Here is a 20,473-nt window from a genome sequence, read left to right on the forward strand (position 1 = left end):
CAGGTGAACCGCACGGTCATCACGATGCCGGCGTCAGGGGGCCGACAATGAATCAGGGTCAAGAACGCACCTTTCTCGGAGCCACGATTCCCCGCCGTTCCCTGTTCACCCTCCCCTTGGCCGTGGGTGGCCTCTCGCTCGCCGGCTGTACGCCGACGAGCGAGCGGGAGATCCCCGACGAGCAAAGCATCCTCGCACCTGACCGGGAGCCCACACCGCCGGGCGACCTCGGCGCTGAGGAGTACACGTTCTTCACGGAGGAGCAGTCACGGACGATCGAAGCGATGGTCGCGCGAATCATCCCAGGGGACGATGCCGACCCGGGTGCCCTCCAGGCTGGCGTGCCCTTCTACATCGACCGCAAACTGGACGCGTTCGAGGCCTTTGCCGAGCCCACGTACCGGCACGGCCCTTTCGCGCAGGGCTACGAGGACGGCGAGGAGCCGCCCGCCGACCCCGAGTCTGTACCGGTGCCCGAGGATCAGCTGTACCGCTATGGCTATCAGGCGGAGCTCGGGCCCCAGGAGCTCTATGGCCTCGGACTCGCCGGGATAGACCGCCTGGCCCAGACCCGATCCGGGTCGATGTTCGCCGATCTCGATGCCAGCCAGCAAGATGAACTCCTCATGGTGCTCGACGGGGTGCGGCAGCGCAGCGAGGGGGGCGGAAGCGGTGCGGACCCCGGGGCCGATGCCGGTGAGGACACGGGGAGCAGCGGACCGTCGGAGGCCCAGATGGACCAGGCGGAGGACCTGTTCGGCGATGCCGACCCGGGCTCGTTCTTCAACACGGTACGCATCGACACGATCGAGGGGATGTTCTCCGATCCCGCGTACGGCGGCAACCGCAATCTGGCGGGCTGGCTGCTGATCGGTTGGCCTGGGGCCCAGCGTTCCTATTCACCGCAGGAGATGATGCACGGTACCGACAAACAACCGACGTCCATGGAGGGCCTCATTCCGATGAACCCGGACCGCGCCGGTGCCGGCCGTGAGGCCCTCGAACAGCCGCGCGACGGCGTGCACAGCCACTGAGCGGTCAGGAGGGCCATGAGAACACACGACCCGGTCGACATCGTGACCATTGGCGGCGGCATGACGGCCTCGATCCTCGCAGCCCGGATCCTCCCCAGCACGAGTCACCGCATGGTGTCCATCGAGCAGGGTCCGGCGCAATGGACGTATCCCGACTTTGCCCATAATCACGACAGTCTTCGGTTCAACAACCGTTACGCCCTGATGCAGGACCTGAACCGCTCCACGTGGACGTGGCGGCCGAACGCCAACGCTCCGTCACTGCCCTACCGGCAGTACGGCAGCTTTCACCCAGGGCAGGGGCTAGGTGGTGCGATGGTGCACTGGACCGCGCTGACCTGGCGATTCCTGCCCGACGACTTCCACGTCCGGAGCGTCAACGAGGAACGGTACGGACGCGACCGCATCCCCGCCGAGATGACGATCCAGGATTGGCCGATCGACTATGGCGACCTGGAGCCCTACTACGACGCCCTGGAGTACGACATGGGGGTCTCCGGAAAAGCGGGCAACTTGGACGGCCGGATCCTTCCCGGAGGCAATCCCTTCGAGGGGCCGCGCAAGCGGCCGTACCCGAACCCGCCGTTGGAGCGGACGGCCTTCGGCGAGCTGTACATGGAGGCCTGCCGAGACCTCGGCCTGCATCCCTTCCCGACGCCGGCCGGCATCCTCTCACGGGGCTGGACCGACCCATATGGAAACGTTCGATCCGCCTGCCTGTACTGCGGATTCTGCACCCGCTATGGCTGCGAGGTCGGTGCGAAAACCAGTCCGTTGACCACCTGGCTTCCTCCGGCGCTGGCCACCGGACGCTATGAGGTGCGCACGGACAGCCGGGTGCTGGGTATCGACACCGCTGACGATGGCCGGGCCACGGGCGTGCGCTACGTGGATTCGCGCGGCCGCGAGCACTTCCAACCGGCCGAGATCGTGGTGTGCTCGGCGTTCACCCTCGAGAACGTGCGAAACCTCTTGCTGGCCCGCAGCAACGCCCATCCGGAGGGCATCGGCAACGATCAGGGAATGGTCGGACGCAATTACACCTACCAGATCAACCAGGCGCCGGTCCGCGGGCTGTGGCGGAACCGGAAGTTCAACCTGTTCACCGGCAACGGATGCACCAATGCCCAGATCCACGACTTCAACAGCGACAACTTCGACCACGGGGATCTCGACTTCATCGGTGGTGCGCGCCTCCAGTCCGAGGGGGGACAGCGCGAGCCGGTCAGTTCGATCGATGGTCTGCTCGAGGGCTTCGCCGACCGGGAATGGGGGGCGGGTTGGAAGGCCATGTTGGCACAGTCTTGGGACAGCGTCGGCGAGCTCAGCTACGAGGGCTGGAGCCCGGCCTACGAGGGCAATTTCCTGGATCTCGACCCCACCTACAAGGACGAGTGGGGACTGCCCATGCTCCGAATCACCTTCGATTTTCGGGACAACGAACGCAATATGCACCGCTTCCTCGCCGACCGCTCCGAAGAGATCGTCCAGGCGATGGGAGCCGACGAGGTTGTCGTGGAACGTGAACTCGGCGATTACCGGATCGACCAGTACCAGAGCACGCACCCTACCGGAGGGGCGATCATGGGCACCGGCCCGGGCGACAGCGTCACCAACAGCTACGGCCAGGTCTGGGACACACCCAACGTCTTCGTGACCGGTGCGGCGCTGTACCCGCAGAATCCCGGTGCCAACCCCACCGGGACCGTGGGGGCCCTCGCGTTCCGCACCGCCGAGGCGATCCGTGACCGGTACTTCGACGCGCCCGGGGAGTTGCTCGTCTAGCGCAGAAGGAAGACGACGGCGGCAGATGGGCCAGATCAGGGGAGGCACGATGAGGCAACACGACTCGGTCGACGCCGTCATGGTCGGCGCCAGACCGCGAAGCCCCCTCCTGACGCTCGTCCCCGTGGCTGTTGCCGCGCTGCTGCTGGCCGGGTGTGCCACCCCCGGGGGCCCCGAGGTCGCCGTGGTGGAGATTACCGAGAACGGCTTCTCGCCGGCCACCCTCATCGTGGCTCCCGGCACCGAGGTGCGGTGGACGAACAGCGAGCCACGAGCGCACACGGTGACCAGTGGCGGAGATCTCCTGCCCGGTCAGCAGCCCGTTCCCGGCGGCGCGGCAGAGTTCGACTCTGGACGCTTGCTGGAGGGCGAGGCGTTCGCCCACGTCTTCGAGGTCCCGGGAGAGCACTACTACGAGTGTGAGTACCACGGAGACGAGGAGCAGATGGTGGGGACGATCCGGGTGGAGCAGCCATGATCGGACGCCGCACGGTTCTCCCCCTGATCGCGGCGGCGACCGGGGCGGTCTTGCTGGGTGGTTGCGCCGCTGCCGAGGAACAGCAGTCCCCGCTCAACCCGGTGGGACGCAGTGCGGAGGCCATCGACGTGCACTGGCAGACCATGCTGTGGACTGGAGCCGCGGTGTGGGTCATCGTCGTCGCCATGATGGTGGCCACGCTGGTGCGCCGCCGTCGGAGGGACAGCGCAGGCGCCGACGACCGCCGAGGTGAAGGTGGGGGCCGGGGCTCCGTCCTCTTCGTGGCCCTGGCCGGCGCGGTGATTCCCGCCGTGATCATCGTCGGAATTACGGTGCAGTCGGTGTGGGTGCTGCAGGAGACGGATCCCGGACAAGAAGTAGACGGCACGACCATCACGGTCACCGGTCACCAGTACTGGTGGGAGGTCGAGTACCCGGAACACGGCGTCGTCACCGCCAACGAGATCCATATCCCGACCGGCGAACGGGTTCGCCTGGAACTCAGCTCGGACGACGTCGTCCACAGCGTCTGGGTCCCCGAACTCAGCGGGAAGACGGACATGGTCCCTGGCCGGGCCACGAACATGTGGCTCGAGACGGACGAGCCGGGGACGTATTGGGGGCAGTGCGCGGAGTACTGCGGCATGCAGCACGCGCTCATGCGCTTCATCGTGGTCGTCCATGAGCCGGCCGAGTTCGAGGGGTGGCTCGAGGCGCAGACGCAGCATGCAGCAGAGCCGCCGACGCCGGATCCGACTGGTGAGCCCGGCATCGACCCCGAGGAGAGACCGGCTGACCAGGACGCTGAACTGGTGGCACGGGGTCGCGAGGTGTTCATGTCCTCCTCCTGCGTGTACTGCCATGCGATCTCCGGGACGGAGGCGCAGGGGCGCGAGGGGCCCGACCTCACCCACCTCGCCAGCCGGGACACGCTGGCGGCCGGAACGCTGCCGAACAATCCCGGCAATCTGGCCGCATGGGTCGTCGACCCCCAGGCGATCAAGCCCGGGAACGAGATGCCCGGAACCGACCTGGATGGTGATGAGCTGCAGGCTCTGCTGGCCTACCTAGAAAGTCTGGAGTAGCTCATGGCTCAGGACATGGTGATCAGCGCTGAAGAGTTCGAGCGCATCTATGACAAGCCGCCCGGTCTCCGGGGCTTCTTCACCAGTGTGCAGCACAAGGTGGTTGGCACCCGGTACATGATCACCGCGTTCGCGTTTTTCCTGATCGGCGGCCTTGAAGCCATGCTGATGCGCACGCAGCTGGCCCAGCCGCAGAACGACTTCCTCAGCGCCGAGAGCTACAACGAGCTCTTCACCATGCACGGCACCACGATGATGTTCCTCTTCGCCATACCCTTCATCGAGGGGTTGGCCACCTATCTGCTTCCGCTGCAGATCGGGGCCCGGGACATGCCGTTTCCGCGGTACAACGTGTTCAATTACTGGTGCTACCTGTTCGGCGGGCTGCTGCTGTACGGCAGTTTCCTGGTCGACCTCGTCCCGGATGCCGGATGGTTCGCGTACGTACCCCTCAGCGGTCCCGAATTCGCCGACAAGTCGATGGACATCTGGCTGTTCGGTCTGACCCTGGCCGAGATCGCCGCCGTCGGCGCGGCCATCGAGATCATCGTCTCCGTGCTCAAGACCCGGGCGCCCGGAATGTCTCTGGACAAGATGCCGATTTTCGCCTGGACCATGCTCTCGGTGGCGGTCCTAATCATCGTGGCCTTCGTGCCGTTGATCGTCGCCTCTCTGCTGCTGGAATTCGACCGGTCAATGGGCACCGCCTTCTTCAACCAGGAGGCCGGCGGAGATCCACTCCTCTGGCAGCATCTGTTCTGGATCTTCGGCCATCCCGAGGTCTATGTGATGTTCCTGCCCGGCGCGGCCATCATGAGTCACGTCATCCCCATCCACGCCCGTCACCGACTGGTCGCCTACCCGTTCGTGGTGGTCGCGGTCATCGTGACGGCCATCATGAGCCTGGGTCTCTGGGTCCACCACATGTATGTGACGGGATTGCCGCCGCTGACGCTGACCTTCTTCACGGCGGCGAGCATGTCGATCTCACTGGCGAGCGGAGTCCAGATCTTCGCCTGGATCTCCACGCTGTGGTCCGGCCGGCCGAAATTCACCGTGCCCATGCTCTTCGCCCTGGGCTTCATCGTCACCTTCGTGGCCGGAGGGATCACCGGGGTCATGGTGGCATCGGCCTCGTTCGATTCCCAGGTCCACGACACGTACTTCGTCGTGGCGCACTTCCACTACGTGATCATCGGCGGCCTGCTCTTCCCGGTCTTCGCTGCCCTGTACCACTGGTGGCCGAAGTTCACTGGTCGCATGGTCAACGATATGGCGGGGTATGCCAGTTTCGCGGCGATCTTCCTGGGCTTCCATCTGACGTTCTTCCCCATGCACCTCACAGGCCTGTGGGGTCTGCCGCGCCGGGTGTACACCTATGACGCGTACATGGGCGTTGATGTGGTGAACCTCCTCTCCACCATCGGGGCGTTCGTGATGGCCGCCGGAGTCCTGACCTTCTCGGTGGCGCTGGTGTACGCGTGGCAGCGTGGCCGCCGCGCGCCGCGGGATCCCTGGGGTGGAGACACCTTGGAATGGGCGACGGAGTCGCCGGCATCCTCCTCGAACTGGCCCTCGATCCCGGTCGTCACGGACCGTCACCCGCTGTGGGCGCCGGAGCAGGACATCACCGAGTCCCAGCGGAGCATGCGGGACGCCTTCGACCACCGGCCGGCCATGGTCCGGGTCTCGCCGCTGACCACGGTGCTCACGGCATCGCCGGACGGGGCGATGCGGTTGGCGTCCCCGACCGTCTGGCCGTTGCTGCCTGCCGGAGGGCTCCTCATCATCGCCCTCGGGTTGTTGCTCGAGATATACCCCATCGCCTTCCTGGGCATCGCGGTCGTTGCCCTCGGCCTACTGGGCTGGGCGCGAACGGTGGAGAGCGACAACGACGAGGCCTCCACCGTTCCGGTGGGAGGACGCTATCCCATCGAGGCCCGAGGGCCCCGGGCGATCGGCTGGTGGGCGGCCTGGTGCCTGGTGGCCGTGCTCGCGGTCGGGATGGCGACCATCGTGTTGAGTGCACTCTTCCTCCAGGTCAACGCAGGTAATTGGCCGCAGGACCCGCTCGGTGTCCCCGTGCCGACCGCGGCCGTGGGACTGTGTGCGATCGTGGGACTGCTGGCGTGCCGCCAGGGGGCGCGCCACGGCATGGCGCAACACGCGCCCGCCGGGTCCCGGCGAACGCATCTGGTGACCGCCGGGATCGCTCTGGTGGCCGGCGTCGTGATTCTGGCGCTCCTCCTGACGATCTGGGCGCAAACTGACAAGGAACCGACCGCTCATGCCTACGACTCCTCCGTGATGCTGCTGTTGTGCACCCAGGCACTGGCGGTGCTGTTCGCGGTGGGAGCCACGGCCGCCGCGGTGTTCTCCAGGGTGCGGCAGGCGCGTGACCTGCGGCCAGCATTGCTGCTGCAGAACGCGGCCATTGTGTGGGTCGCCGTCCTGATCACCTGGGTCCTGAGCTGGGTCGCCACGGACCTGCTTCCGGTGGCGGTGATCTGAGATGCCGACTCCCACCTTCCTGCACCAGCCGGACGAGACGACGCGCGGGACCTGGCAGGCCGTCCTCCCCCTCCTGATTCCGCCGATCGCTTGGCTTGCCTCACTGGGCCTGTCCTGGCTGGTGCAGGACTTCACGTGCACCGCGTCGGTAACAGCGGGGGCACCAGCCCCGGAGCGGGCCCTGTTCGTGGTGCTGCTGGTGATGAACGCCGTGTTGCTGCTGATCACCGTCGTCAGCGGCCTCTTCAGTGCGCGGGCGCTTCGTCATGGACGTCGCGCGGGGGCACCGCTCCTGTCATTCCTGGGACTCAGCGGGTGTGCCCTCGCCATCCTGTTCGGCTTCGGCATCGTGCTGATCATGGCCATGCCCCTCGTCCTGGAGGTCTGCTGATGAAAGCCCGAAAAGTCGCCATGGCCGCGGCTGCAATCGCCACCGCAATGTGTGTGGCCGCCTGTGATGGCGGGCCCGGCGGCGCGGACGGTTCCGGCCCGGTACCGGGAGGAGATCCGGAAGCCGGAAGTGCGGCGATCATCGAGTACGGCTGCGCCTCCTGCCACACCATTCCGGGAGTCGAGAGTATCTCCCGGACCATCGGCCCCGACCTCACTGGATTCGATGACCAGATCTACATCGCCGGCCAATTGCCCAACCGCCCCGAGGAGCTCATCCGATGGCTACAGAACCCGCAAGAGATCGTGCCGGGCACGGCGATGCCGAACATGGGGGTCACCCAGCAAGACGCCCGGGACATCGCCGCCTACCTCTACGACCAATGAGTCCGGGGCAGCAGAAGGTGCTGGCGGCCGGATTGATCGTCTGCGTCCTCACTCTCCCGTTCGCGCTGCTCGTTGTCCCGGCCGATGCCGTCCAGGGTGAGGCGCAGCGGCTGATGTACCTGCACGTGCCCGCCGCCTGGAGTGCCTTCCTCTGCTTCGGAGCCGTCCTCGTGGCCAGCCTCCGGCACCTGTTCGTCCGCAATGAGCGGCCGTGGGCCATGGCCCGAGCCGCGGCCGAGGCCGGCGTCCTCCTGACCGTCCTGACCCTGCTCACCGGCAGTCTCTGGGGCGCCTTGACGTGGGGAACCTGGTGGGCCTGGGACGCGCGCGTCATCACCACCGTCGCTATGGGACTGGTGTACGTGGTCTACCTAGCGGTGAGCGGGCTGGTCCGGACCCGCCGCGGCCGCCAGCTGGGCTCCGTCATCGGCATCGCCGGATTTCTCACCGTCCCGCTCGTCCACTTCTCGGTCCTGTGGTGGCGGACCCTGCACCAGCCGCCGACGATCCTGGCTCCGAGCCTGAGCCCGCCCATCGACGCGCTCATGGCCGTCGCCCTGGCCGCGGCCCTGCTCGGCTTCACCCTTCTGACGGCGTGGGCCGTGGGATATCGCGCTGTGATACTGCGGGAGGCGGCCGCACGGGGCGCTTCCCTGCCCGAGCCGAAGACGTCAGCGCCCGCTCCCGGACGGGAGTTGCTGCGCCGATGACCGATCAGCCCAGGCCCTCATGGATCACCCCGCGGACAGTGCGGCTAGGCGTACTGCTCGCCGCCTGTGCCGGCCTGGCCGGACTCGGCGTGGCGGCTGCTGACGAGGGCATGTCCTATTTCCGGACACCCAGCGAACTGGTGGGAACCACGCGACCGGGGGATTCAGTGCGGCTGGGTGGGATGGTCATGCCGGGGTCAGTGGTCGAGGCCGTCGAGGAATCGACCGTGACACTCACCGATGGGGCCACGGATGTCACGGTCAGTTACCCCGGTCGACTGCCAGACGTCGTGCGTGAGGGGGAGGGCGCGGTCGTTGACGGAACGATGGGCGAGGACGGCGTGGTTGCTGCCGACCACATCGTGCTGCGCCACTCCAATGAGTACCGTGCGCCTGGCGAGGTGACACCATGATGTTGCTGGGTACCGTCCTGTTGGTCCTCGTGCTGGCCGCCTCGCTGACCGGTGCCGTCGTCTGGGCCGCTGCTGCCCGGGCGGTTGCCGCCCCCAGGGGAGGCAGGTCAGAAAACCGCGCGGGACACCGGACCCAGTGGGCGCGGGCCGGGCGGTGGGCTACCGGACTGGCCCTGGCGGCTGCGGTCGCCGCGGTGGTGATCGTCGAGGTCGCCTTGGTATCCCATGACACGCGCTTGAACTTTGTGGCCATGGTGTCCGGGCCGGAATTGCCGGTCTACTACCGCATTACCGCGCTGTGGTCCGCGCTGGAGGGATCGCTGCTGCTCTGGCTGCTCGTGTTGGCCTCCGTCTCCGCGCTGGCGGTCCGTGGCGTCGCCGGCACGTCGGGGCGCACCCGTGGCGTCGTCGGATCGGTCCTGAGTATCGCCACCGCGGCCTTTGCCGTCGTGGCCCTCATGGCCTCCCCGTTTGCAGTGGACGAGAGCGCCGTGTCCGCCCGGCCCAGCCCGCTGCTGCAGGACCACGTGGCCATGGGCGTGCACCCGCCGCTGCTCTACGCCGGCTTCCTCGGCCTGGCCGTTCCCTATGCGCTGGCGCTGGGCGGCTTGGCCACCCGGGAGATGGATGCCGCCTGGGCGGGCCGGTTGCGCCGGTGGACCCTGGCGTCGTGGATCCTGCTCACCGCGGGGATCGCCTTGGGCGCCTGGTGGTCCTATGCCGTCCTTGGCTGGGGTGGCTACTGGGCCTGGGACCCCGTGGAGAACGCCTCCCTGCTGCCCTGGCTGACCGCCACCGCACTGTTGCACGTGGTGGCTCCCCGGTCCCGGCTCGGCCCCTGGCGCCTGTGGGCTGCAGGGCTGGCCGGGGTCAGCTTCGTGCTCGTACTGCTGGCGACCTTCCTGACCCGGTCCGGCTTCGTGGAGAGTATCCACGCCTTCAGCACGTCGCCGCTGGGCCCGGTGCTGCTGGGGATCGTGCTGGCAGCCTTCGTGCCTTGGGCGGTGCTGGTCCACCGGCGCCGCCACGAGCTGGGGAGCACCGTGACGCCGTCGCCCGTGTCCCGGACCGCCGCGCTCCAGGCGAACCGGGTGCTGCTGGTCCTCGTCACCCTCGTGGTGTTGATCGGCACGACGCTCCCGTCGATCCTGCTCGCCCTGACGGGCGAACGGCTGTCGGTGGGCCCGCCCTGGTACCACCGGACGCTGGCGCCGCTCGCATTCATCATCCTCGTCGTGATGGTGCTCGGTCCCTGGCTGCCAGTGCGTGGCGGGACGTGGCGCTCCACGGCGCGCCGCATACGCGTGCCCGCGCTCGCCGGCCTCGCCGCCCTGGGCTCAGTCGCCCTGGTTTTCTCGGAGGTGTGGCTTGCCGTGAGTGCCGCCCTCGCCGTCTTCGCTGTCGTCAGCCTCGCAGTGGTGTCCTTGGACCGACGACGGCGCGACCGCCTGGCCATCGGCGCGTGGGTCGCGCACACAGGCATCGCCGTGGCTGCCGTGGCCGTCCTCGGCGGTGGCCTGGGCACTGTCACCCAGGAGAGCGTCCCGATCGGCGGGACGGTGACAGCTGGACAGACCACGGTCACCGTGATCGGCCTCGACGGCAGGGACGAAGGACGCCGCAGCGTGGCGGCCGCCCAGGTGGCGCTCGGCCAGGGGCAGAACTTCGTCACCGTCGTCGAGCCGGAGCTTCGCTGGTATGAAACGGAGCGCACGATGCTCGCGGGGCCGCAGATTCGCAGCGAGCTGCTGCGCGACGTCTACGTCACCCTCCTGGACGTGGATGAGGCGTCCGGGCTGGTCACCCTTCGCCTGGCGATCAACCCCCTGGTCAGCTGGCTCTGGGCTTCTGCCGGCATCATCATCCTGGGCGCCGTCATCGCCGGGTGGCCGCGCCGCCGCGGTACCGCAGCCGGAAGCCGGCTCACGTCGTCAAACCCCGAGCCGACAGGACAGTGGGCGAGCGCCACATCGTCGGTCCTCTCGATCCCGCCACCGGACCGCCCTGTTACCTCCACACGGTCCAGCGAGGCAGGGGCATGACTCGCCGCAGGCCATCGGTGCGCATCGTGTTGACAGCCGTCATCGGGACGCTCGTCCTGGCCGGCTGTGAGGGCACCGCGGACGACGGCCCCCGGCAGGCTCCACCATTGTCTGGCCCCGACCTCCAAGGGAACCCCCAAGACATCGAGGATCTTGCCGGGGAGGTCGTCGTTGTCAACGCCTGGGCTTCCTGGTGTGGCCCGTGCCGGGACGAGATGCCCGTCCTCGAAGCTGCCCTGGCTACACACGGGGATGATGGCCTGCACGTGCTGGGGATCAACACCCGGGACCAACCCGACGCCGCTCAGGGGCTCGTGGCGGAAACGGGAGTGACCTTCCCCAGCGTGGTCGATACCGAGGGGACCATCGCCGTCGAGTGGGGTGTGAGCGGTATGCCGCAGACCTTCGTGGTGGACCGGGACGGGACCATCGCAGCACACCGGTTCGGCGCGGTCGACCGGGAGTGGATCGACTCCACCATCGCCCCGCTCGTCCACGATGTCTCCGAGGCGGAGGGGGATGGACCATGAGGCGGGCGCTGACGTGGGTGGTGATGGTGGCCGTCGGGATCTTCGCGGCCGTGGGGCTGTGGTCGGCCGCGGTGGACCCTGCCCCGGTGTCGGCCGAGGAGACGGCCCGCGAGGTCTCCCAGTCCCTGCGTTGCCCGACCTGCGCCGGGGAAAGTATCGCCGATTCGTCCGCGATGCTGTCCGATGCAATGCGGCAGACGGTGGATCAGCAGGTCAGGCAGGGCAGATCAGCGGACGAGATCCGGGCCTGGTTCGCCGAGCGCTACGGGGACCAGGTCCTGCTGGCGCCGCCGCGCAGCGGCTACGGCTGGGTGCTATGGGTCGCGCCCCTCGCGCTGGTCGGCGCCGCCGCCGTCGTCGTGCTCCTGGTCGGCGGCACCTCGACGCGCCGTCGGTGGTGGGCCGCACTGCTGGTCCTGGCGGTCACCTCGCTCGCGGGCGTGTGGCTGTTGGTTCCGCAGACGACGCCGGACCCGCAGAGATTGAAGCAGGAGGACCCACCGCAGGTCAATGCCGTCGCAGTGTTGCGGGACGCCGTCGACCATGCCCCCGGGAACGCCGGGTTGCGGATCGCCTTCGCGGGCGCCCTGGAGGAGGTTGGGCAGGATGCCGAGGCTGTCGAGGCGTACGCGGCCGCCACGCGACTGCGGCCCCTGGACTCCGATGTCCGCTACCGGCATGCCTTCGCCCTCGTCCGCAGCGATGATCCGGGGGCAGCACGCGAGGTCCTGGAGGAGTCCCTGCACGTCCGGCAGGACCACGCTCCCAGTCTGTTGCTCCTCGGCGCCCTGGTGCACGGTGAGGATCCCGACCGGGCCTCCGCGCTGCTTCAGCAGTTCGTCCAGTTGGCTCCGGAGCATCCCGCCGTCGACCAGGTCACAGCCTTCCTGGCGGGCCAGCTCGACGAGGTGCCGGCGGAGGCACTGCCGTGACCCCGTTCCCGGCTCGTGGGGAGCGTCGCGGACCGGTGCTGCCCCAGGCGTCGTTGTCGGTGCTGGCCGCGATGCTGGGTTCGGCGCTGGTTCTGGGATCAGTCCTCGTCGGGTGTGGACCGGATGAACCGGTGCCCGCGCCCTCTGCCGCACCGCCCTGGACCGCACCCCCTGCCGCGGACACCGATCAGCTGCGGCTGGGTCTGACTGAGTGGAGCATCGAGACCGGTGGGGCACGGTTGATCCCCGGCGAGGTGCTGGTTGAGGTGACCAACACCGGAGGGGCCAGCCATGATGTCGTCATCCATGGTGAACAGGGTTCTTGGGCATCGCCGGAGCTCGACCCGGGCGAGACGCATGTCATGGCGATCACTGTCTCCGCCGGTGAGGAGCTCGAATTGATCTGCACGCTCGTCGGACACCACGCGCAGGGCATGCACACCACGATCACCGTGGCGGAGTCCCCATGAGCCAGATCGCCCTGCGGCGCAGCCGGCGCCAACTGTCTGCCGGAACGGCGCGGTGGCCGGCCGCCTCACTCCTGGCGGCAGCCCTGCTCATCACTCTCATGGCGGCCGCAACCGCCACCCTCCTCAGCGGTGTTGCGGTGTCCGGGCAACTCGTGGACCCCGGCGCGCTGGTGCGGTGGGGGCTGCCCCTAATCAACGCCCTGGTGCACCTGGCGGCCATGGTGACGCTCGGCGGCCTCACGCTGTGCGCCGTCGTCCTGCAGCCCGGCCAGCCACCATGGCAACGTGCGGCCAAGCTCAGCGCCGTCGCCGCCATCGCCTGGACCCTCGCGCAGGCGGTCCACCTGGTACTCGTCCATGCCTCCATCATGGGATCGGGCATCGGCGGACCCGGCTACCCGGCGTTGGTAGTCCAGTTCATCTCCGGCATCGACCTCGGCGCGACGCTGGCCTGGGCGGTGGTGCTCTCGGCCGTGACCGCAGCCCTGGCTGTGATGAGCACGACGTCGGCCGGTGCCTGCTGGGCGGCCGTCGCCGCCGGCGCGGCACTGGTCCCGCGTGCCGGCCTCGGCCACGCCTCCAGCGCCGGAGACCACGAAGTCACTGTCTCGGCGCTGTGGCTCCACCTGGTGGGAATCAGCCTGTGGGCCGGGGCCCTGGCCGTGCTGGTCTTCGCGATGCTGGGCACGAGGGACTATCTCGGGCCGGTGGTCTCCCGGTTCTCCAGGATCGCCGGCTGGGCGGTGGTGATGGTCGTCCTATCCGGTGCTGCCAGTGCCTGGATCCGACTGGAGAGTCCGTGGCAGCTGCTGACCACGACCTGGGGTCGACTCTTGACGGTGAAGCTCCTGGCCTTCACCGCGCTGGCGGCCGCCGGCTGGTGGCATCGGCGTTCCACGATCCCGCTCGTCGCGGCCACCGGTCGCCCGAACTGGCCCTTTTGGCGGCTGGCTGCCGTAGAGGTGCTCATCATGGCGGCGGTGGTGGGGGTCTCCGTCGCGCTGGGGTCCTCCTCCCCGCCCATACCGCAGGCCAGGATCACGGAGGGCGCGGATCTGGCCGGGTTGCCCGCGCCGTGGTTCGCCGGCCTGGTCACGCAGTGGAGTCTCGATCCGCTCTTCCTCCTCCTGGCGGGTGCCGGGGCGTGGGTTTACCTGTCCTGGGCGATGCGGCTCCGGCGTCGTGGTGACGCCTGGCCGGCGGTCCGCATGGTGTGCTGGCTCCTCGGCATGGCGCTGTTGGTCTGGACGACCAGCGGCGGGGTCGGTGTCTACGGCCGGGTTCTGTTCAGCGCGCACATGATGCAGCACATGATGTTGCTCTCGATGTTGCCGATCTTCATCGTGCTCGGATCGCCCCTCACCCTGGCCCTGAGAGCACTTCCACGTCGACAGGACGGAACGAGCGGACCGCGGGAATTGCTGCTGGCGGTCCTGCACGCCCGGTGGGCGCAGTTCTTCGCCCATCCGGTGGTCGCCGCGCTCCACGTGCCCATCTCGATGGCGGTCTTCTACCTGACCCCACTGTTCGAGCTGGCCATGCGGAGCCATGTGCTCCACGTCTTGATGATGGTGCACTTCTTCCTCGTGGGGTATCTGTTCACCAACATGGTGATCGGCACCGACCCCGGCCCGCAGCGGCCCTTCTTCCCGCTACGGCTGGCATTGCTGCTGCCCTCCATGGTTTTCCACACCTTCTTCGGGCTGTTCTTGCTCAGCAGCACGTCACCCCTGGGCGGAGCCTTCTTCACGGGGATGGACCTGCCGTGGACAGACCCCGTGACGGACCAACAGGTCGGTGGTGCCGTGTCCTGGGCCATGGGCGAGTTGCCGGCCCTGGTCCTGGCCATGATCGTCGCCACGCGATGGACGGCACACGATGAGCGCGCCCAGCGGAAACGAGGACACACCGTGCGCCTCGATAGCATGGGCGCATGACCGATGACCCGCGGCAGGCACCGCAGCACGAGCCACACCGCCCCGCCCACGGTCACGGGTCCTCGCTGCAGGGCCAGCCGACCATTCCGGCGGGCTGGCCGAAGCGGGGCCGGGACTACGGCCGGCCGCAGCAGGGCCAGCTCCAGCCCGCCGGGGCCGGAGCCGCTTCCCATGGTGCCGGCCCGGGTTCCGTCCCGCCGGGGTGGCCGGGCCGCCGCCCGCAGGACCGGATCGTCCTCGACCCGGGCATGCCCACCTGGATGGACCTGGTCACGGTGCTGGCCTATGTCCTCATCTTCATCCTGGGCGCGGCTGTGCTGGTGACGCTCATCCCGGGTTTCCGGGAGCAGTTCACCGAGGCGGACGGCACGCTCAACGAAGGTTCGTTCACGTTCAGCATCAACCTGATCTCCTACTCGGTCCTCACCGTCCTGGCACTGATCGCGTGCTGGAAGCCGTTCATCGCCTCGTTCCGCACGTTCAAGCAGTACGGGTGGCTCAAGATCGGGCTCATCCCGGTGATCTGGTTCGTGTGCATCATGGTCAACGCCCTCGTGGTGATGGCCGCGGGCCAGCCCATCAAGAGTGCCAACCAGTTGGCCATCGAGGAGATGACCACCCAGGTCGCGTTCCTGCCCATGGTGCTGGTGACCGTGTTCATGGCGCCGTTCGTGGAGGAGTACATCTTCCGGCACCTGATGATCGGCAAGCTCTCCCGCTGGATCAACGTCTGGGTCTGCGTGGTGATCTCCATGGTGCTGTTCGCCCTGATCCACTTCCTCAGCACCGGCTTCAACTTCGACCCCGTCCAGGTCATCCCGTACCTGACGCTCGCTGCGGCCATCACGATCGCCTACGTCCTGACCGGCAAGTCGTTGGCATATGCCACGATCCTGCACGTTTTCAACAACCTCGTCTCCATCATCGTGGCGTACACGCTCCTGCCGCTGCTGCCCGAGGGCATGTGACCGCAGCACCCCGGGACGCCCGCCCGATCTCACGGCAGATCCTGGCCCTCGCCGTCCCCGCATTCGGCGCCCTGCTGGCCGAACCGATGTTCCTGCTCGCGGACACGGCGATCATCGGCCACCTGGGTGTGGCCGAGCTGGCCGGCGTCGGGGTCGGCACCACGGTGCTGCACACCGTCACCGGACTGATGGTCTTCCTGGCCTATTCCACCACGCCGGCCGTGTCCCGGTTCCTGGGTGCCGGCAACCTGGGCGCGGCGATGGACCGCGGGCGGGACGGCGTGTGTCTGGCCCTGCTGCTCGGCACCGTCCTGGCGGTGGCCGGCTGGGTTGCCGCTCCATCGCTGGCCGGACTGATCGGTGCCGACGGTGAGGTGCGGGACCACGCGGTGGCCTACCTGCAGTGGTCCATGCCAGGGATCCCGGCGATGCTCGGCGTGCTGGCCGCCACCGGCATCCTGCGGGGGCTGCTGGACACCAAGACCCCGCTGCTCGTGGCCGGGGTGGGCTTCGCCGCGAACATCGGGCTGAACTTCGCGCTGGTCTACGGCGCGGGCCTCGGGGTGGCCGGTTCTGCGATGGGCACCTCGGCCGTGCAGTGGGCCATGTTCGTGGTCTACCTGGCCGTGCTGTACCCGAGGTTCCGCCGCGCCGGGACTCACCTGGCCCCGTCCGGGTCCGGCATGCGCGCCACCGCACAGGTCGGCTCCTGGCTGCTGTTGCGCACGGCCACCCTCCGTGCCGCCATCCTCTTCACGGTGGTGGTGGCCACCGGCCTCGGCACGGCAACGCTCGCCGCACACCAGCTCGTCTTCACGGTCTACTCGACCCTGGCCTTCGCCCTGGACGCCCTTGCCATCGCCGCCCAGGCCCTGATCGGCCGCGAGCTCGGGGCCGGCCGGAAGGAGGAGGCCCGCGCCCTGACCAGCACCATGGTCCGCTGGTCACTATGGTTCGGTGTCATCACTGGACTGCTGCTGGCCGTCCTGGCGTGGGTGCTGCCACCCCTGTTCACCCCGGAGCCCGCGGTCCAGGCCGCCGCGACTGCCGGACTCCTCGTCCTGGCCGTCTCACAGCCGTTGAGCGGTTACGTCTTCGTCCTGGACGGGGTGTTGATCGGAGCCGGCGACGCCCGCTATCTGGCGCTGGCCGGCGTGGTGAACCTGGTGGTGTACCTGCCGGCGCTCGCCGGACTCGGGTGGCTCGCCACCGGTGCCGGAACCGGTCAGGTGCCCGAGGCCGGCGCCCAACTGGCGCTGTTGTGGGCTGGCTTCGCGGGGATCTTCATGGGGGCCCGCGCGCTCACCCTCGGCTTGCGGGCGCGGTCCGATGCGTGGATGCGGACGGGCGGTTGACGGCGCCCACCTAGAATGGTCGGGTGCCTGCAGCAAAAGCCCCCGCCGAAACCGCCGCGATCATGTGGAAGCCGATCATCATACGCGCGCTGATCGCCGCGATCTTCGGCCTGACCACCGTCTTCCTCCAGGACCCCGGCCTGCCCGTGCTGAAGTACGGTCTGGCGGCCTACTTCGTGTTCTCCGGGTCCGGCCTGTGGGAGTACCTGCGCCGGGATCCGGTACCGGAGAAGATGCGCGGACCGCTCTCGATCGCCGCGGCCGTCTTCATGGCCGGTGCCATCGCCCTGCTGTTCGCCGGGACCGAGTTCGTGGCGGGAATCATCGCCGCCGCTGCCCTCATCGGCTCGGGTCTGGCCGAATTCGTGGCGTGGCTGCAGTACCGCAGGGTCTTCGTGCCGGCCCGCGACCAGCTGTACACGGGCGCGGTGGGCGCGCTGTCCGGCGTCGGGCTGTTGCTCTTCCTCCACCTGGACGCGCACGGCCTGCTCGGCATCGTGGGTGGCGGGGCCATCATCATCGCCGTGCTGCTCGCCATCTCCGGCTTCGGCTTCCGGCACGACGCCGGCCCGGCCGCACTGGCTGCCCAGAAGGACGAGGGCCCGCGCGCCCCCCGCGGCTGACCGGTGCTCTTCACGTAGCGGTCTTGCAAGGCGGTCGGCGTGGTTCTCTACAACGCGTAGAATGAAAGGGTGCGTGCCGGTCCGAGGCCCACGCACCACCACACTTTGAGCAGGTCAGGCCCTAGTTCTTCTCTCGAAACGGGCCCGGCCACCCGCAGTACAGGAGATGGTCAGTGAGCACGCCCAGCGCCGGTCAGCAGCCCGAGACGCCACGTCCCGGTGATGCCCGGACGGGCCGCGCCCCGGGACAGGCTGCCGGGACGCCGGCAGAGAAGACGTCAGCCGGAGCGTCGGGGACGGCGGCCGCCCAGCCTGCCGCGCCCGCTCAGCAGAAGGCCGGGTTCCTGGAGTCGATCAAGGGGCCACTGTGGTTCTCCTTCGTCCTGGCCCTGGTGGGCGGGGCGGTGGCCACGATGACCGCCTCCGGAGGCTCGGACAACCCGCTGCGGCTCGACCTCGGGTTGATCGCCTTCGGGATCTTCTTCATCATCTCCCTCGTGGTCGTGGCGATGCTCCAGCTGGCCGCCAAGGACAACCCCAAGCACCTCTCCCAGGGTTCCGGGGTGCACCGTTCCTCCGAGGAGCTGCACCGGCAGTCCGTCGCCCGCCGCAAGGCCGAGGCACAGCGCAAGCGGGATGCAGCCGGCCAGGGCGACCAGTCAGCCGATGGTGACCAGCCCGGCTCGGGTGACCAGCCCGGTGCAGGTAAACCGCAAGGGTCCTGACCGTCAGTAGTGGAAGGTGTCCGAGGGCGCCGGGGCATGATCGTCCTCGTCCTCGCGGATCCACTGCACCCCGAAGGCCTCGGCCAATTCCAGGATCCGGTCCGCGCGGGCCTTGCGCGGCAGGTCGGAGCCGTTGCGGATGACCCCGCCGTCCGCGGCGAAGTCGTCCAGGAACTCGTGGGCCCACGTGATCTCGTCCTGAGACGGGCTCAGACCCTCGTTGACCACGGCGCACTGCTCGGGCAGCAGGCAGATCTTCCCCGTCATGCCGAACTCCGCCGTGGTGGCGGCGGCCTCGGCCAGCTTCACGCCCGTGGTGCCGACGGTCGGGCCATCGATCGGGCCCGGCAGTCCGGTCGCCTTGGCGGCGATGGTGAACTGGCTGCGCGCGTAGGCAAGTGCCAGCGGCGACTCCCCGAATCCGGTGTCACGGCGGAAGTCGCCGATGCCGAAGGCCAACCGGTAGGTGCCCTTCGCCGCGGCGATCGAGTTGATGCGCTGCAGCCCTCGCGCCGTCTCCACCAGTGCGACCACCGGGATGCCCGGCAGCCGGGCCGCGGTCTCATTCACGTGGTCGGTGGACTCCACCATCGCCAGCACGACGCCGGCCAGGCCGCCCTCGGGGACCGGCCCGCCCGAGGCGCGGGGCAGGGTGGCGGCCAGCGCCGCGACATCCTGTTCCCACCACCTGGAGCCGTAGCCGTTGAGGCGCACCCAGGCCGAGTGTCCGCCGGTCAGCCACTCCACCGCATTCTCCCGCGCGGTGCCCTTGTCCTTGGGCGCCACCGCGTCCTCGATGTCCAGCACCACGATGTCCGCCGGGGAGTCCTCGGTCGCCGGGAACTTCTCGGGGTGGGCGGCGTTGACCAGCAACCACGAGCGGGCCAGGACCGGGTCGATCCTCTGGCCGGGAGTGGGCGTGAACTGGTGCGGGATGGCGGGGATCAGGGGCGTGGAGCTCACGGTATCTTCCTCACGTGGACGGCGATCAGGGGCCAGCCCACGGGTCCGGTCGGGGGACCGGCCAGTGGCGGGCAACAACGGTCGACGGGTCAGTCGGGCCTAGACGGCACCGTCCGGGTGAGACGGGAGCAGTGTCCCGGGTGGGGACGTGACGAGCCTACTTCTTCTTCTTGCCCTTCTTGGACTTCTTCTTCCCGGGCTTGTCCTTCCTCTCCGACGCGTCCTCCAAGGAGCCGTCCTTCGAGGACATCCCGTCCGGTTCGGTCTCATCATCAGAGTGGTCACCGTGGGGAGAGTGCTCGCCGTGGTCCGGGAACTCGGCGGCACGGCGGGCACGGTAGGCCTTGACGTGGGCGCGGTTGGCACAGTTGGCCTCGTCGCAGAACTGCTTGGAACGGTTGCGCGTCAGGTCCACGAAGGCATTGGTGCAGTCCTCGCCGGAGCAGGTCCGCAGCCGTGTCAGCTCGCCTGCCAGGGCCACCTCGGCCAATGCCAGGGCCAGAGAGGTGGAGAGGGTCTTCTCCGGGACGTCACTGTCCTGCCCGGCAGTCAGCACCGCGGGGGTGCGGGCCGTGGCCGGTTCGGGTGCGACCACGTGCACGGGCCCCGCTGAGGCCAAAAGATGGTTGATGCCCTCGAGAGCGGCATCGATGTCCAGGGCATGGGCGTCCTGCCAGATGCCCGCGACGGCGGCGCGCAGCTTGCGGACGGAACGCAGGGTGGCGCTGGAAGGATCGTCGTCGAAGTCCCAGCCGGGCAGGGCGGCAGGGAGCTCGGCCGGCTGGTCGAGTCGGTCGGGGAGGAGGCGACCGCCGCGGGGACCGGGGGCCGTGTTGGCAAGCGTCGCGGCCTGGGCCAGGCGACTGGTGGTGGTTGCTGAGAACATGATGCGTTTCGTCCTTTTGAGGCTGTCCGGAATTCGGGGATGAATACTTCGGACGGTGACAGCACTGTACGTCCGCTTGGGGGTGCTGGTCTGCCGGCTGGCCCCGAAACGGGTAGTGGACAGGAACTCACCAGATGGCGTTCAAGGAGGACCGCGTGCTCGGTGCGGACGACATATCGTGCCACAGCGCGGGATGGGGCTCTACAGCTGGGGTACTTTGTACAAAGTTTGACCTGCGCGCCGTCCGAG

Annotated in this window: 20 protein-coding genes; 18 read left to right on the forward strand and 2 right to left on the reverse strand. The window is 68.5% G+C overall.

Annotated features, from left to right (window positions below; translation table 11 throughout):
- Positions 1-47 precede the first annotated feature (47 nt).
- The 18 genes from ABD134_RS09710 to ABD134_RS09795 all read left to right on the forward strand — a co-directional run bounded on the left by ABD134_RS09710 (position 48) and on the right by ABD134_RS09795 (position 18,375).
- Positions 48-1,034: a gluconate 2-dehydrogenase subunit 3 family protein gene (locus ABD134_RS09710; RefSeq protein WP_344228996.1), complete on the forward strand. Its 987-nt coding sequence runs from the start codon at positions 48-50 to the stop codon at positions 1,032-1,034.
- A gap of 15 nt (positions 1,035-1,049) precedes the next feature.
- Positions 1,050-2,819 carry a GMC family oxidoreductase gene (locus ABD134_RS09715; protein ID WP_344228997.1) on the forward strand — a complete coding sequence of 590 codons (1,770 nt, stop codon included), beginning with the start codon at positions 1,050-1,052 and terminating at the stop codon, positions 2,817-2,819.
- Between the two features lie 49 nt (positions 2,820-2,868).
- Positions 2,869-3,297 (forward strand): cupredoxin domain-containing protein, encoded by a 429-nt coding sequence (locus ABD134_RS09720; RefSeq protein WP_344228998.1) that lies wholly within the window; start codon positions 2,869-2,871, stop codon positions 3,295-3,297.
- Positions 3,294-4,382 carry a cytochrome c oxidase subunit II gene (gene coxB / locus ABD134_RS09725; RefSeq protein ID WP_344228999.1) on the forward strand — a complete coding sequence of 363 codons (1,089 nt, stop codon included), beginning with the start codon at positions 3,294-3,296 and terminating at the stop codon, positions 4,380-4,382. The genes ABD134_RS09720 and coxB overlap by 4 nt, the downstream gene beginning before the upstream one ends.
- A gap of 3 nt (positions 4,383-4,385) precedes the next feature.
- The gene (gene ctaD / locus ABD134_RS09730; protein ID WP_344229001.1) at positions 4,386-6,893 is read left to right on the forward strand and encodes a cytochrome c oxidase subunit I; all 2,508 of its coding nucleotides are present in this window, start codon (positions 4,386-4,388) and stop codon (positions 6,891-6,893) included.
- 1 nt (position 6,894) lies between these two features.
- On the forward strand, positions 6,895-7,284 hold the full coding sequence (locus ABD134_RS09735; protein WP_344229002.1) for a hypothetical protein: 390 nt from the start codon (positions 6,895-6,897) through the stop codon (positions 7,282-7,284).
- Positions 7,284-7,670: a c-type cytochrome gene (locus ABD134_RS09740; protein ID WP_344229004.1), complete on the forward strand. Its 387-nt coding sequence runs from the start codon at positions 7,284-7,286 to the stop codon at positions 7,668-7,670. The genes ABD134_RS09735 and ABD134_RS09740 overlap by 1 nt, the downstream gene beginning before the upstream one ends.
- On the forward strand, positions 7,667-8,380 hold the full coding sequence (gene ccsA / locus ABD134_RS09745; protein WP_344229005.1) for a cytochrome c biogenesis protein CcsA: 714 nt from the start codon (positions 7,667-7,669) through the stop codon (positions 8,378-8,380). Before ABD134_RS09740 ends, ccsA begins: the two co-directional genes overlap by 4 nt.
- The gene (locus ABD134_RS09750) at positions 8,377-8,793 is read left to right on the forward strand and encodes a cytochrome c maturation protein CcmE (protein WP_344229006.1); all 417 of its coding nucleotides are present in this window, start codon (positions 8,377-8,379) and stop codon (positions 8,791-8,793) included. The genes ccsA and ABD134_RS09750 overlap by 4 nt, the downstream gene beginning before the upstream one ends.
- Positions 8,790-10,835, forward strand: coding sequence for a heme lyase CcmF/NrfE family subunit (locus ABD134_RS09755; protein WP_344229007.1), 2,046 nt, complete (start codon positions 8,790-8,792; stop codon positions 10,833-10,835). The genes ABD134_RS09750 and ABD134_RS09755 overlap by 4 nt, the downstream gene beginning before the upstream one ends.
- Positions 10,832-11,365 (forward strand): TlpA family protein disulfide reductase, encoded by a 534-nt coding sequence (locus ABD134_RS09760; protein ID WP_344229008.1) that lies wholly within the window; start codon positions 10,832-10,834, stop codon positions 11,363-11,365. Before ABD134_RS09755 ends, ABD134_RS09760 begins: the two co-directional genes overlap by 4 nt.
- Positions 11,362-12,297, forward strand: coding sequence for a cytochrome c-type biogenesis protein CcmH (locus tag ABD134_RS09765; RefSeq protein WP_344229009.1), 936 nt, complete (start codon positions 11,362-11,364; stop codon positions 12,295-12,297). The genes ABD134_RS09760 and ABD134_RS09765 overlap by 4 nt, the downstream gene beginning before the upstream one ends.
- On the forward strand, positions 12,294-12,767 hold the full coding sequence (locus ABD134_RS09770; protein ID WP_344229010.1) for a cupredoxin domain-containing protein: 474 nt from the start codon (positions 12,294-12,296) through the stop codon (positions 12,765-12,767). The genes ABD134_RS09765 and ABD134_RS09770 overlap by 4 nt, the downstream gene beginning before the upstream one ends.
- Entirely contained in the window at positions 12,764-14,704 is a 1,941-nt protein-coding gene (locus ABD134_RS09775; protein WP_344229011.1) for a bifunctional copper resistance protein CopD/cytochrome c oxidase assembly protein, read from the forward strand. Before ABD134_RS09770 ends, ABD134_RS09775 begins: the two co-directional genes overlap by 4 nt.
- Positions 14,701-15,672: a CPBP family intramembrane glutamic endopeptidase gene (locus ABD134_RS09780; protein ID WP_344229012.1), complete on the forward strand. Its 972-nt coding sequence runs from the start codon at positions 14,701-14,703 to the stop codon at positions 15,670-15,672. Before ABD134_RS09775 ends, ABD134_RS09780 begins: the two co-directional genes overlap by 4 nt.
- On the forward strand, positions 15,669-17,027 hold the full coding sequence (locus tag ABD134_RS09785) for an MATE family efflux transporter (protein WP_344229013.1): 1,359 nt from the start codon (positions 15,669-15,671) through the stop codon (positions 17,025-17,027). Before ABD134_RS09780 ends, ABD134_RS09785 begins: the two co-directional genes overlap by 4 nt.
- A 23-nt stretch (positions 17,028-17,050) precedes the next feature.
- Positions 17,051-17,650: a hypothetical protein gene (locus ABD134_RS09790; RefSeq protein WP_344229014.1), complete on the forward strand. Its 600-nt coding sequence runs from the start codon at positions 17,051-17,053 to the stop codon at positions 17,648-17,650.
- A gap of 173 nt (positions 17,651-17,823) precedes the next feature.
- Positions 17,824-18,375 carry a hypothetical protein gene (locus ABD134_RS09795; RefSeq protein ID WP_344229015.1) on the forward strand — a complete coding sequence of 184 codons (552 nt, stop codon included), beginning with the start codon at positions 17,824-17,826 and terminating at the stop codon, positions 18,373-18,375.
- Positions 18,376-18,378: 3 nt separating this feature from the next.
- On the opposite strand, the gene ABD134_RS09800 is transcribed toward ABD134_RS09795, so the two are convergent.
- On the reverse strand, positions 18,379-19,338 hold the full coding sequence (locus ABD134_RS09800) for an HpcH/HpaI aldolase/citrate lyase family protein (RefSeq protein ID WP_378108231.1): 960 nt from the start codon (positions 19,336-19,338) through the stop codon (positions 18,379-18,381).
- 157 nt (positions 19,339-19,495) lie between these two features.
- Positions 19,496-20,224 (reverse strand): CGNR zinc finger domain-containing protein, encoded by a 729-nt coding sequence (locus tag ABD134_RS09805; protein ID WP_344229017.1) that lies wholly within the window; start codon positions 20,222-20,224, stop codon positions 19,496-19,498.
- Positions 20,225-20,473: the final 249 nt, after the last annotated feature.

Origin of the sequence: Citricoccus alkalitolerans, assembly GCF_039528175.1 — a bacterium.
GTDB lineage: Bacteria > Actinomycetota > Actinomycetes > Actinomycetales > Micrococcaceae > Citricoccus > Citricoccus alkalitolerans.